The sequence below is a fragment of the Streptococcus hongkongensis genome (assembly GCF_053206145.1).
The window spans coordinates 34,916-48,892 of the sequence record NZ_JBRUGD010000014.1; the positions used below are offsets into that span (position 1 = coordinate 34,916).

Sequence of the window (13,977 nt, forward strand, 5' to 3'; positions counted from 1 at the left end):
TCATTATAGCAAAAAAACACATGATGTGTTTTTTTACTTATTTTACAACAATGTTGACTAATTTGTTTGGTACAGCTATGACCTTAATGATTTCTTTACCAGCAATTTCAGCTTGGATTTTGTCATTTGATAAAGCGATAGCCTCTAATTGGTTTTTTGGTAAGTCTTTAGCAACAACTAACTTAGCCTTAACCCTACCTTTAATTTGAACAACAATTTCGACATCGTTTTCAACTAATTTTGACTCATCCCAAATTGGCCAAGCCTCATGCGTCAATGACTGACCGGAGCTTGTTAGGACTTGCCATAATTCTTCACCCAAGTGCGGTGCAAATGGTGCAATTAATTGGACAAAGCCTTTGGCATAGTCTATAAATAATTGATCTTCCTTGTTGGCTGCATTAACAAAAATCATCAACTGAGCAATGGCAGTATTAAACTTCAAACTGTCGATTTGTTCTGTTACTGCTTTGACTGTTTCGTGGTAAACCTTGTCAAGGGCTCCGCTATTGTCCGCAACAATCGTCTTGCTTGTAATCAAACGATAAACGCGATCAAGGAATTTACGGCTTCCTTCAAGGCCTTCTTCTGACCATGCAATTGAGGCATCAAGTGGGCCCATGAACATTTCATAAACGCGAAGGGTATCCGCGCCGTATTGTTCAACCACATCATCAGGATTAACAACATTTTTGAGTGATTTAGACATTTTAGCTGGTGCTTGTTCGAGCTCTTCACCTGTTTCAATGTTAAAGAATGAGCCATCACGTTTTTCAACTTTGTCACTTGCAACAAGTGCACCACGGTGGTCACGGTAGCTTGTTCCTAAAATCATTCCTTGGTTAAAGAGTTTTTGGAATGGCTCTTTAGTTGGTACAACACCTAAATCATAGAGAACCTTGTGCCAGAAACGGGCATAAAGCAAGTGAAGAACGGCATGTTCTGCCCCACCAACATAGATATCAACTGGTAGCCACTGTTTTAAAAGTTCTGAGTCAGCGATAGCTTGATCATTATGTGGGTCAATATAACGGAGGTAATACCAGCTTGACCCTGCCCATTGTGGCATGGTATTGGTTTCACGACGGCCTTTGACACCATCTTCGCGAACAACTTCCAACCAGTCAGTTAGGTTGGCTAATGGTGATTCACCAGTTCCTGAAGGACGAATATCTTTAGTTACAGGAAGAACCAATGGTAAGTCTTGTTCTGGAACCGCCGTTGATGTGCCATCCTCCCAATGGATAATTGGAATGGGTTCACCCCAATAACGTTGGCGTGAAAATAGCCAGTCACGAAGACGGTAGGTAATTTTCTCATTACCAACTTGATTTTCTTCAAGCCAAGAAACCATTTTTTCAATAGCATCAGCTTTTTCCAAGCCATTAAGGAATTCTGAATTGATATGCAGACCATCTTCTGTATAAGGTGCCTCTTGAACGTCACCACCTTCAAGAACAGGAATGATGTCTAGGTTAAATTGTTTTGCAAATTCCCAATCACGTTCATCATGCGCTGGGACTGCCATTATAGCCCCAGTACCGTAGCTAGCAAGGACATAGTCAGCAATCCAGATTGGCATTTCTTTGCCATTAACAGGGTTAATGGCATAAGAACCAGTCCAAACACCTGTTTTTTCTTTAGCAAGATCTGTACGAGCTAAATCAGATTTCAAACTTGCTTGACGTTTGTAGTCGGCTACTGCTTGTGCCTGTTCAGGACTTGTTATGGCTTCAACCATAGCATGTTCCGGTGCTAAGACAGCGTAAGTAGCTCCAAATAAAGTATCTGGACGAGTTGTAAAGACTGTAAAGTCTTGGTCTGAGTCTTTAACTTTAAAGGTAACATTTGCTCCTGTTGATTTACCAATCCAGTTGCGCTGCATATCTTTAATTGATTCTGGCCAATCAACTTCTTCTAGATCTTCTAATAAGCGTTCAGCGTAAGCAGTGATTTTCAACATCCATTGGCGCATCGGCTTGCGCACAACTGGGTATCCTCCACGTTCAGAAGTACCATCTGGTAGCACTTCTTCATTGGCGATAGCAGTCCCTAATTCTTCCACCCAGTTGACCGCTACTTCAGCTTCATAGGCTAAACCTTTTTCATACAGCTTAGTAAAAATCCATTGTGTCCATTTGTAATAATTAGGATCCGTTGTATTGACTTCACGGTCCCAGTCATATGAGAAGCCGAGGGCGTTTATTTGGCGTTTGAAGTTAGCAATGTTCTCTGCTGTAAATTCAGCTGGGTCATTACCTGTATCCATGGCATATTGCTCAGCAGGCAGTCCAAAAGCATCCCAACCCATTGGGTGAAGGACATTATAGCCTTGAGAACGTTTGAAGCGGCTCAAGATATCAGTCGCTGTGTAACCTTCTGGATGTCCTACGTGAAGCCCAGCTCCTGAAGGGTATGGGAACATGTCCAAAGCATAGAATTTTGGTTTGTTTTTGTCAGTTCCAGTTTTAAAACTTTGGTTAGCTGCCCAGTAGGCCTGCCATTTAGGTTCTATTTCTTTGTGATTATAAGTTGTCATGTGAATTCTCCCATGTAAAAAGTCTAGTCTTCTTATTATAGCACGATTTAAGGCTTTAATAAATGACATATTTTTAAAACATAAGTTCCTATCTGAACTCGTCTCAGCTCTAAAAAAGAGAATTATCAGGCAAACCTAAACTGACTTATCACTAATAGAAAAACAAAAAAGATTGAAGAATCAGGCTATAACCAACCTATGCTTCAATCTCTGATGAGTTTTTACCTCACCTTTGGTCAACAAACACGTTTTAATTTTCTTTTTTACGACTAATACCATAAGCAAGCATAGCTGATCCAGCAATGATTGATAATACTGCTGCATTAAGGGCTACACCATTTGAATCACCAGTACTTGGCAACATGTTAGCTACTTTCTTTTCAGCTTTCGGTGCCACTGCTTTTAGCGAATCAGCTTTAGCTACAGAAACTTTACCATCTGAATTATTCTCATCTTCAGATTTAGACATTTCAGTTGGAGCTACTTCTTCTCTTTCTGATTTCACAGGTACCTCAATCTCTGGGGCCATTGGCTTGCCTTCCTCTAAATGTTTATCTACTTGAGGGACTACTTCTTCTCTTTCTGGTTTCGCAGGCACCTCAACCTCTGGGGCCATTGGCTTGCCTTCTTCTAAATGTTTATCCACTTGAGGGGCTACTTCTTCATGTTCTGATTCAACTAGAGTTTCATTTGCAATTTCAAAAGCCTTAGCATTTTCAACAATTGCAGCCAATTCACTAAAACTATTTATTACTGATAGTTTTTCAAGAAGTGATTTCTTTTGTTGCTCTGTTAATTCTTCTGCTGATTCAATAGCCTTAGTAGTAAAATCTTTATTTTCCTTAAAATATGATAATTTGGCAGCTTCAAAAGCTTTTTCAAGTGCCGAAATTTTTGAAACGTCTAGTTCAACTTTTTTTAGTTGGTCCTTTAATTCTTCAACTACTTTTCTATCTATATGATCTCGTAAGTCAGCATATGCAAGCTTTTGCCATAATTTATCACGTTGACTCTCTGCAGCAGATACTTCCGACCTATCATCCACTCCTTCAGGAATCCCCGCATAACTTTGAGTATTCCCTACTGCAACGCTACCTACTTCATCCGCTGAGATTGTGGCACTTCCAATTAGAAAGGCTGCTGAGACAGACACTAATCCGTAAGCTGATTGTCTGAGGTAGTATCTTATGTTTTCATTCACTTTCATTACAAACTCCTTATTTTACGACTATTTACTATAGGCGTTCTATACAATAATATTTCTATTATATTTTAGTTAATTTATTAAGTCAATATAATCTTGGCATTAAGTTAAATTCATTTTTTTGATATCTAATTAAAATATTGAGTAACCAACAAAAGGCAACTATAATTTAGTTATAATATGTCCAAGTATGCGTTCCCTTCCATCACTATTCTCATTGGAGTAAAATACTAATCTGTCAGTCAGCCTCGCGATACATCTTCCACAAACAAGGAATCGTAGTTGCTGAAAATATAATAAAATAAGGTATTGGTTTTGCATACACTATTAGATTCGATTCATTATAATTTTAAAAGTAAAACAATAGCTTTATAATGAATACTCTTTTAAAGTTAATTTTGATTTAAAGTATTGAAATGTGTAACAAAAAAATAGAAAAACAAGATCACTCCCGTAATCTTGTTTTGATAGACTATTTTTATAGCTCTGCAATTTGATAGAGTTCAACTTCAGCAATTGTTTCTGATCCAAACATATTAAGCATCAGCTTGACTTTATTATTTTCAATTTCAACAACACGTCCCTCTTGACCCATGAAAGCACCATCAATGATTTGAACAACGTCACCTTCTTTGATATTAGTATCAAAGACATCAACAGTTTGTCCCATAGAAAGTAAGATTGCTCTAATTTCATCTTCTAACAATGGTGTTGGTTTTGAACGGTTTCCATGCGACCCTACGAATCCAGTTACGTTCGGTGTGTTACGCACGACAAACCACGCTTCATCTGTCATGACCATTTCAACTAGTACATAACCTGGGAATCGATTTTCTTCAATTTCTTTACTTTGACCATTTTTCTCAACATTTACTGTCTGTGTTGGAATTTCAACGCGTAAAATGTTGTCTAACATATTATAAGTTTGTGCACGTAATAATAAGTTTTCTTTGACTTTGTTTTCGTAACCTGAGTAAGTTTGCAGTACAAACCAACCTTTATCAAAAGAATCTAACATAAAATTTCCTTTCATCAGAAAAAAGCCTTTGGCGGCTTTTGGAATGATTTCGTTAGTTTCATTATAATTGATGAACTGTAGTCTGTCAATCATTTGAAGGTTAGACAAGAAAAAAGACTTGGCCTAAAGACCAAATCTTCATTATTATTTTTAAAAATAATTAATAATGCTTAAGATACCTTTTGATAGTAATTGGTCAAAGATAAAGATAATAACAGTAAAGAAAACAGTGTACTCAAGTACTGATATAAAATCTTTCCAACGTTGTTTTCTATTTGGCCATGTTGTATCTTTTAAAACATTAAAAATACCACTGATAAATCCCATCAGGCTCTCCTCTAACGTGTTTCTTTGTGTAAGGTATATTTCTTACAATGTTTACAAAATTTATTAACCTCTAGTCGTGTCGGTTTTGGCGTACTACTAACCGCAATTGAGTAGTTTCGGCTTCCACAATCCACACACGCTAGGCTTGCTTTTTTCTGTGCCATAACGCCTCCGTAGAGATTATTCTAACATGATTTTATTATTTACGCAAGTTATCTGAAATAGTCTATAACGCCATCCCAAAGGCTCTTAGCTTTTTCCCTAAGCCCATAATTATCAACAGCATCAGAAATTGATTTCGATGCATCTTCTGCAGACTTACGGATACTATCAATAATGTCTTGTGAATCACGTGCCGTCTCTGTATTTGTCTCATTGATACCATAGACTGCTGAAATGCCATTTTGGGCATAGGCATTATCAACTTCAAATCGGCTACCCTTTGTATAAGGTAAAATATAAGAGGCTTGTGTTGAAAAAATAGTTGAAGCAGTTCCAGCACTAGATCCTGTTAAATAATGATTTTCATCAGTTTTGTTAAAACCAATCCACTGACTGATAACAACGTCTGGTGTATAACCAATAACCCATTGATCTGCAGATAAATTCGGATTAAAATCTGTTTCTGTAGTCCCTGTTTTACCAGCTAAAGTATATCCATAGACATTAGCATTAATAGCTGAACCATTTGAGAATGTTCCAAGCATCATACTTGTCATCTTATCAGAGACTGAACGACTAATCACTCGTTTGGATTGGTCTTTATGAACCTTTATCACTTTGCCACTAGCTGTCTCTATTTTAGTAATAAAATGTGCTGTATGCATGACACCATGATTAGCAAAAGTTGAATAGGCTTGAGCCATCTCTAAAGGATTCGTAGTAACGTTTCCACCCAATGATATCCCTAATTCATTTGGGGCAGAACTCATATTTAGACCAAATTTTTTGCCATACTCTTTTGCTTTATCAATACCCAGTTCTTTGACAGTCGCTACTGCTGGAATATTGTAAGAATTGGCTAAAGCCTGATACATTGGAACATCTTCAGATTCAAAATTTCCATAATTGTGTGGCTTGTAACCATCAAAATCTCTTACCATATTGGGTAACGTTTTGTCAATCGACCAGCCCGAAGCAACAGCTGGTGTATAGGCAATGAGAGGTTTAATTGTTGAGGCTGGACTTCTCTTAGCCTGAGTAGCATAGTTGAAGCTTCTAAAACCTTGTTTCCCATTGCTATTAACACGACCAACAAGACCTCGAACTCCACCTGTTTTGGGATCTAATGCAACACTAGCCCCTTGTGAAGAAGAACCATCTTGTCCTGAAATAGGAAACAAACTAGCTGTGTTAAAGGTCGTTTGCATACCTGTTTGATAATTCTGATCCAATTCCGTATAAATTTTATAACCATTATTTACAATATCTTTTTCAGAAATACCATAGGTTGCTGACGCTTCGTTAATTACTGCATCAAAATAGGATGGATATTTATAATCATCTGATTTTCCGACATAGGTATTGTCTAATCGGTCGCCCATACCAACTTGCTCCGCTTCTTTTGCCTGAGCACTTGTAATTTTACCAGCATCAACCATAGCAGATAAGACTGTATTCCGGCGTTTTGTCGCATTCTCAACTGAATAGTAGGGATTATATATTTCTGGACCTTTTAGCATACCTGCTAGGGTTGCTGCTTCATCAAGAGTCAAATTAGCTGCGCTTGTCCCAAAATACTTTTGACTGGCGTCTTCGACCCCCCAAACCCCATTCCCGAAGTAAGAATTATTGAGGTACATGGTGAGAATCTCATTTTTACTGTATTTTTTGGTTAACTCCAAAGCTAAGAAAAATTCTCTGGCTTTTCGCTTAATGGTCTGATCTTGCGATAAATAGGCATTCTTAGCTAATTGCTGTGTAATGGTTGAGCCACCACCAAAACGCCCCAATGTAAATACCGCCAATAAAAAACGCTTCAGGTTGATCCCATCATTAGTATAAAAAGTTCTATCCTCAGTAGCAATGACGGCCTTTTCCATATTATCAGAAATTGCATCTAGTTCAACATAGGTCCCTTTTTGTCCAGATAACGAGCCTGCATACTCATGTTTTTTGTCATAAATCACAGTTGTAGCCTTCAAAGCATTCTGCAAATCTGATACTTTAGCAGTTTTAGACAGGTAAAATAGATAAGAGCCAAAAATCAAGACAAGCAAACTCACTCCAATAAGAAGTATTTTCCCAATGTGATAACGACGCCAAAATCGTCTAATGGGGTGCTGCGGAGAGGGGAAATAGGTTTCTAGTTTTCTGAACCACTTAGGCTGAGTTTTCTGAATCTCACCCTCATCGCGACTTCGTTTAAAACGCGTTTGAGTTGGTCTGGCTATGTTTGTTTGATCTTTTTCTGTTAAATGGCTTTGATCTTGATAAGCTTGATTATCGTTAACAAAATTGGTTTGATTTTTTTCTCTTTGTTTCTCCTGATAACGTTTTGGAGTAAACTTTTTTTGCAATAATTCTAAAAATGTCATACTGTATACATACCACTATGGTAAAATTTTAACTATTCTCCTGGGATAACAAAAGGCTTTGAATAGGCCACACCATCAACTTGGAAGAGGAGCCCCTCTGATCCACCTTGATGCGCAAATTCCGTCTGGATTGACTTTCTTGCAGGGTATTTACCATTAAATCTTTCTTTAATTACTTTTTCCATTTTGGGTAGATTCCAAACATCTCGAAAGAGACAGTCCACTTTCACAACAGCTTCGAGTGTTAGTCCAACTAATCCTAAACGACGTTCCATTTCATCAAAAGCACCATTAATTTGGTCCTCAATAGGAGCACCAATCTCACCCACACAATAGTTAAGAAAGTAAAAGTCCCCAGCTTCTACTAATCCTGTATGAGCCCGTTCCTCATTCACATCATAACGTCTTATACTTTTCATTTCTTTTATCCTCATTTAAGATTTCATTACATCATATTATAGCAAGAAATTGATAAAAGCCCTATAAAAAAGTATAATTCTTAACCTTACTGTTACTTTGTAATATTTCTTAGTTTTCTAGATAACTAATCCCTACACACAATCATATATTAAAAGCATTCTCAGGAGCAAAAAATGTTATAATAACAATAACTTGAAGACTTCACTTTAAGAAATGATAAAAGAACAGGAAATGAACTTATGAAAAAATTCGATGCTTTTAAAGAAACATTATCTGCTGAGAGCTTAAAAGCTATTTATAATGAAACACGTCTAGAAGTTGCTAATGATGAGCGTGAAGGTACGGAAGCTTTTTCAGCTGCTTTAGCGACACAAATGGCTATTAACCTAGTTGAAAAATATCACGATTGGCTTAATGAAAACTAAAAATACCTCATCTCAAGGATTTAATGTTTCATTTACCAGTCCGTATCCTGATACTAATATCAAAACTCTTTTAGAAGAGAAACTCTTGATTCCTCGTAAGATCAGACATCTCTTACGTACTAAAAAACATCTCCTCATTAATAATGAGAGCATCAATTGGCAAAGCCCTGTAAAAAAAGGAGATCTTATTAGTCTAACTTTTGATTCTGAGGACTACCCTGAAAAACTGATTCCTTTCGGTGATGCCTCCTTAGTCAACTGTCTTTTTGAAGATGAACATCTTATCGTGGTTAATAAACCAGAAGGGATGAAGACACATGCTAACCAACCTGAGGAATTAGCTCTTCTGAATCATGTATCGGCTTTTTGCAAGAAAACCTGTTATGTGATTCACCGTTTAGATAAAGAAACAAGTGGTGCAATTCTCTTTGCTAAGAATCCATTTATCCTACCAATTATGAATAGACTTTTAGAAAAAAGAGAGATTCACAGAGACTATTGGGCTCTTGTTAACGGTCACTTTCCTAAAAAAACGATTGTCTATAAAGATAAAATCGGAAGACACCGTCATGATCGTCGTAAACGTGTCGTTGATTCAAATAAAGGCCAATTAGCAGTTACCAATATTACGAGATTAGACTTTTTTCCAAATGGTAAAAGCCTTGTTAATTGTCAACTAGAAACAGGACGAACTCATCAAATAAGAGTCCATTTAAGTCATCATGGCTTTCCAATTGTGGGTGATTCCTTATATCAAACTCATCCAAGTAAAGAAAGATTGATGCTTCATGCACATCAGCTTCACTTTGTACACCCCTTAACACTAGAAGCCATCACCTTAGAAGCTAAGTCATCTAGTTTTGAGGCACTAGTATAATAAAAAGTTAGGAAGACACTAGCCAATTCAGTTGGAGGCTAGTATCTTTTCCTAACTTTTTTATTGTTTCTTCAACGTTAAACCAGGTAGTGGTTTACTAAAATCAAACTCTGAATTGAGTCCTGTTTGCCAAATGATTGGTGTCATACTATCACCAGATAGTTTTACTCCGTAGGCATATTGGACATTTGCCCCACCAATTCCTCCTCCAATTACCATAATCGAACCGTCAGTTGGCGATGCAAAGGTTAGCCGGTAATTACCATTAGATTTATCTTCTGATTTAGTAATCTTAGCAACCTTATTTTCATCCGGTCTCTTTGGATCTTTGTACTCAACTTTACGCGTCACTGTACCATCTTGAGCAATGATTAAGGTATAAGCGATACCATCTCTTTCCCCTGTCCAAGTTCCAACTAACCCATCTGGTAATAAGGACGGTTCTTTAATTTGGTTTTTTTCACTAGTTACACTGATACTTTTAGCTCCATTTTGACTGACAAGGTAGGTATTGCCTGATTTTTTCAAAACAAATTTTCCGCTGAGGTCTTGAAGCACATGACCTGATGAACCCTTGTCTTTATCCGTTTCTTTATTATATGTGTAATCGTAGCTAACTAAGAATTCGACTAAGAAAGAGTCTTTCCCCACTTGAGCAAGTCCATTTAAAATAACATTTGGAATGGCGAAGCTAGAAGCAAGTCTCTTATCAGTCTCCAACTTAGCTTTGATACTTTCTTTTAACCCTTTATAAAAATCATTGTTTGCACCACCTTCAAAAATCTTATCGAGATTTGCTGGGTCTTGTCGATTTGAACTGTAAATCATCAATTGATCAAAAACTGACAATAAATACTGACCAGCCTTGGCTTGATCTAATTGATTTTCAAAATCTAGGGCTACCTTATCATTTTCTTTGATATCAGCTAACTTAACCTTTTTTGATAAGACATCACCATCAGAAAAAGCTTTCTTCAAATAAATGTCCGCAGTTTCTGTCATTGGGTAGTCTTTGACTTCAAAATTACCATCTTTTAACATTCCAATCGGACTCTGATTAACAAAGAGTTCACCTTCTTTGGAATTACTCGTTACAGAAAAATTTTTAAAGGTGACTGTCAAGTCAATAAGATTTGAACCGCGATCATATGACTTACTTACTTTTATATCTCGATTTTTATATTGTCCATCAAGGCTAGCAACATAATCTGAAACAGGGAGTCGGTTTATTTTTGTAGAAAAATGATCTGAGTTAGAGGTTGCAACAAGTTTACGATTAAGCATAATGTCTACTGAAGGAACATTTGTTTTTATTTCTAATTGAATTGGCTTAACAGCTATCTTATAATCTGGAAAAATAAAAAATTTTCGTCCGACTAATTTAACATAGTAATCATCATCGGATGTTGCATTTTTTAAATCATCTTCCTGACTCTTTAATTGGCTCTGATCAAACCTTTTAAAGTCCGCATATTGAGCTTGGTCATTCGTTACTTTTTTATTGGTATCTGCCCAAACTAAATATTCCTTCATATTTTCAAAAGCCGTTCCTTGCTTTTTACTTCTTGCTAAAACGTATTGATGTATCAGAGTTGCTTTTGAATAATGATAAGAGCCGAAAGCGACTAATGAAACCAATAACGTTAACAAAATACCTGTACTAATTTTTACCCATTTTTTCTGAAATATTTTTTTCATATCTGATCACCTCGCTGTTTTTCAATTCTATTATACCAAAATCTAAACTAAGTAATTGGGAAATTTGAGGGGAAAATATCATGAATCATTTCTTTGAATCCTCTCAAAATTTAGATAATTTACAATATAATATTATTTAGCAATATTATTGAAAAATAATAGATAGTACATTATAATACTCGTGGAAGCGCTCGCATAAATTATTTGGAGGTTCACTATGAACAAAAGAAAAATAACTTTAGGAGCTGTAGCAATGTTAACAGCAGTCACTTTACAGAGTTCCGTTAATGCCTGTACTGGTTTTATCATCGGTAAAGATTTAACTACGGACGGCAGTACACTTTATGGACGTACGGAGGATTTAGAGCCAAATCACAATAAAACGTTTATTGTGAGAGAAGCAAAAGATAACAAAGCAGGGGCCAAATGGAAAGATCAGGCAAATGGATTTGAATACCCATTACCTAGTCATTCGTTCAAATACACTGCAGTACCTGATGTCACACCCAAAGATGGTGTCTATGATGAAGCCGGAATGAATGAGTATGGTGTCTCAATATCTGCAACTGTATCAGCAACAGCAAATGATAACATTCTGAAAAAAGATCCTTATGTCAAAAATGGCCTTGCTGAATCGTCAATGACGAGTGTCATTTTACCAAGTGTAAAAACAGCTAAAGAAGGAATTGCATTAATTGCTAAAATCGTAGAGGAAAAAGGCTCAGCTGAGGGAAATATCGTAACAATTGCTGATAAGGACGGCATTTGGTACATGGAAATTTTATCGGGTCACCAATACGTAGCCATTAAATTCCCAGATGATAAATTTGCTGTTTTCCCAAATACATTCTATCTTGGTCATGTTGATTTCACAGATAAAGAAAACGTTATTGCTTCAAGGGATGTTGAAAAATTGGCTAAAGAAGCTAAAACATACAAAGAAGTCAATGGTCAATTTCATATTGCACAATCGTACAATCCACCAATGAATGATGCCAATAGGTCACGTGTCTTCTCAGGTATCAAATCACTAGACCCTGATTCTAAGGTCACTTACAAAGATGATAACTTTGAATTACTCCAAAGTACGGATAAGAAATTCTCTTTAGAAGATGCCATTAAATTGCAACGTAACCGTTTTGAAGGCTTGAATTTGAAGCCTCTGGATCAAATGGAACTTGATGGTAAAGGAAAACCAACATCGAAAGATGCTATCAAAGGTTATGCTTATCCTATTTCTAATCCAAATGTTATGGAAGCTCATGTATTTCAACTTAAAAATGATATTCCAGCAGAACTTGGTGGTGGGGTCATGTGGTTATCAATTGGTAGCCCTCGGAATGCACCATATCTTCCATATTTAGGAAACATCACTAAGACTTACAAAGCTTATCAAGAAAGTAGCACTAAATACAACAAAGATTCTTGGTATTGGACAATTTCACACATCAATGATATGGCTGCTAAATATCCTAAGAAATTTGGCACATCAGTAGTTGACGAAATGAAGGAATTGGAAAAAACTTGGATGTCTGAACAAGATCAAACAAACAAAGAGGTTAGTGGCTTACAACAAACTAATCCAAAAGCAGCGCAAGAAAAAGCTGACCAAGTTTCAATGGACCGTGCTGAAAAAGTTTTCAAACGTCTAAAAGAAATTGAAAGTAAAATGGAAAAACAACTATCAAAAGACAAAAAGACTACTAAAAAATAAACAATAAAAGTACCTAAGAATTCTAGCTCTATAATTTCTACAGTGGGTAAAAGCACCCAAGAGATTATGGGGCTTTTGTTTATAGAAAAAGTTCCATCTAACCTATAATGAAAGCAACAAAACTCACACTATGAAGAGATCATATGGAACAATTTGATAGTATCACAATACTCTATATCAAAGACCGACTTAATCACTAAAAATCAGTAACTCGCAACTGCTGTTATGACAAAATCAACCAGAAAGTGATTGAAATGAACGCGATGGCTACTCTCGTAAAAAATATGTCGATTGCCACTTCAACTATTAATAGCAAATATCAAACTACACATTTTAAACTAATTAAACAAAACTATCTCCCCTATCTCTTGAGCTAAGCATAGTTTTAAAAAACTTGCTATGTATAAAGACAAGAAAAAATAAACATACTAAGATTAGGACTAGGTACTTTCTCTCGACGGAGTTTCCCTCACTTCTAATATCAGTATGTTTTAGTTATATGGTGATTATAAATTATGGAAAATACGCCGATTTTCTAAAGTTTTTAAGAAAGTATGACCTAGAAAAGTATGTATTGGTAGTAGAAATACATTACGTAAGGATCTCCCCCAAAACACTGCACTAAAGTCAGCTTTATAAACGATAGAAATAAACCAAGAATTCATCATTAAGCTAACTACTAGAAGTATCAAAAATTGAGCAACAAAAATATTTCTTAACCTAAGCTGACTACGATAGAGAAATATGCCATTAATGGCCCCTCCTAGAAATGCCGTAATAAGAAAAATAGGATGAAAGTTCCCAGTTCCAAAAAGTGTTGAATTGATAGTTGTTGACAAGACTTCTAAGAATCCAGCCCACATCGGACCATAAAGATAACCCATTAAAGCCATTGATAAAAATCCAAAACTTACTTGAAAATATGACGGACCAAAGGCAAGCTTATAAAGCACCACATCCATCGCTAATAATAAAGCTGACATAGGTAAGGTTTTGGCTCCTAACGGAGGCAAGTAAGTCCAACGGTTGTTAAATATCCTATTCACAGGTAACCTACTTTCATATTGATAGTACTATTATAGGTTAACAATTTACATGTGTCAAGACACCTGTGGATACATATGGAGATAATCCAGCAATAGACAACCTTTTTAAATAATATGATGATTGATTTAGAAATAGCTATGCTAACTAAAGGGAGGTTTTTAAAATGAATGC

General features: G+C 36.2%; 12 protein-coding genes. 3 read left to right on the forward strand and 9 right to left on the reverse strand.

All coding sequences use genetic code 11. The annotated features are described in order from the left end of the window. Positions 1-37 precede the first annotated feature (37 nt). The 7 genes from leuS to ACVRZD_RS08875 form a co-directional block, all read right to left on the reverse strand. Positions 38-2,539 (reverse strand): leucine--tRNA ligase, encoded by a 2,502-nt coding sequence (leuS, locus tag ACVRZD_RS08845; protein WP_447450440.1) that lies wholly within the window; start codon positions 2,537-2,539, stop codon positions 38-40. Positions 2,540-2,789: 250 nt separating this feature from the next. Next, positions 2,790-3,746 carry a YSIRK-type signal peptide-containing protein gene (locus tag ACVRZD_RS08850; protein WP_447450441.1) on the reverse strand — a complete coding sequence of 319 codons (957 nt, stop codon included), beginning with the start codon at positions 3,744-3,746 and terminating at the stop codon, positions 2,790-2,792. Between the two features lie 475 nt (positions 3,747-4,221). Continuing rightward, on the reverse strand, positions 4,222-4,761 hold the full coding sequence (nusG, locus tag ACVRZD_RS08855) for a transcription termination/antitermination protein NusG (protein ID WP_037626548.1): 540 nt from the start codon (positions 4,759-4,761) through the stop codon (positions 4,222-4,224). A 150-nt stretch (positions 4,762-4,911) separates the two neighbouring features. Continuing rightward, a complete protein-coding gene (gene secE / locus ACVRZD_RS08860) occupies positions 4,912-5,088 on the reverse strand; it encodes a preprotein translocase subunit SecE (protein WP_037626550.1) in 177 nt (58 codons plus the stop codon). A gap of 11 nt (positions 5,089-5,099) precedes the next feature. Next, the gene (rpmG, locus tag ACVRZD_RS08865) at positions 5,100-5,252 is read right to left on the reverse strand and encodes a 50S ribosomal protein L33 (protein WP_080730858.1); all 153 of its coding nucleotides are present in this window, start codon (positions 5,250-5,252) and stop codon (positions 5,100-5,102) included. Between the two features lie 48 nt (positions 5,253-5,300). Next, positions 5,301-7,625, reverse strand: a complete 2,325-nt coding sequence (gene pbp2a / locus ACVRZD_RS08870) for a penicillin-binding protein PBP2A (protein WP_447450442.1) — start codon at positions 7,623-7,625, stop codon at positions 5,301-5,303. Positions 7,626-7,657: 32 nt separating this feature from the next. Further along, positions 7,658-8,044 (reverse strand): RidA family protein, encoded by a 387-nt coding sequence (locus ACVRZD_RS08875; protein ID WP_037626551.1) that lies wholly within the window; start codon positions 8,042-8,044, stop codon positions 7,658-7,660. Positions 8,045-8,284: 240 nt separating this feature from the next. Between ACVRZD_RS08875 and ACVRZD_RS08880 the strand changes: the two genes are divergently transcribed. Both ACVRZD_RS08880 and ACVRZD_RS08885 read left to right on the forward strand, forming a co-directional pair. Then, positions 8,285-8,470: a hypothetical protein gene (locus ACVRZD_RS08880; RefSeq protein WP_037626552.1), complete on the forward strand. Its 186-nt coding sequence runs from the start codon at positions 8,285-8,287 to the stop codon at positions 8,468-8,470. Beyond that, on the forward strand, positions 8,460-9,347 hold the full coding sequence (locus ACVRZD_RS08885) for an RluA family pseudouridine synthase (protein WP_447450443.1): 888 nt from the start codon (positions 8,460-8,462) through the stop codon (positions 9,345-9,347). The genes ACVRZD_RS08880 and ACVRZD_RS08885 overlap by 11 nt, the downstream gene beginning before the upstream one ends. 60 nt (positions 9,348-9,407) lie before the next feature. On the opposite strand, the gene ACVRZD_RS08890 is transcribed toward ACVRZD_RS08885, so the two are convergent. Beyond that, positions 9,408-11,045 carry a zinc ribbon domain-containing protein gene (locus tag ACVRZD_RS08890; RefSeq protein WP_037626554.1) on the reverse strand — a complete coding sequence of 546 codons (1,638 nt, stop codon included), beginning with the start codon at positions 11,043-11,045 and terminating at the stop codon, positions 9,408-9,410. A 217-nt stretch (positions 11,046-11,262) separates the two neighbouring features. On the opposite strand from ACVRZD_RS08890, the gene ACVRZD_RS08895 reads away from it, so the two are divergent. Beyond that, on the forward strand, positions 11,263-12,759 hold the full coding sequence (locus ACVRZD_RS08895) for a C69 family dipeptidase (protein ID WP_037626555.1): 1,497 nt from the start codon (positions 11,263-11,265) through the stop codon (positions 12,757-12,759). 506 nt (positions 12,760-13,265) lie between these two features. Here the strand turns inward: ACVRZD_RS08895 and ACVRZD_RS08900 are convergent. After that, the gene (locus ACVRZD_RS08900) at positions 13,266-13,742 is read right to left on the reverse strand and encodes a folate family ECF transporter S component (RefSeq protein WP_080730859.1); all 477 of its coding nucleotides are present in this window, start codon (positions 13,740-13,742) and stop codon (positions 13,266-13,268) included. Between the last annotated feature and the right edge of the window lie 235 nt (positions 13,743-13,977).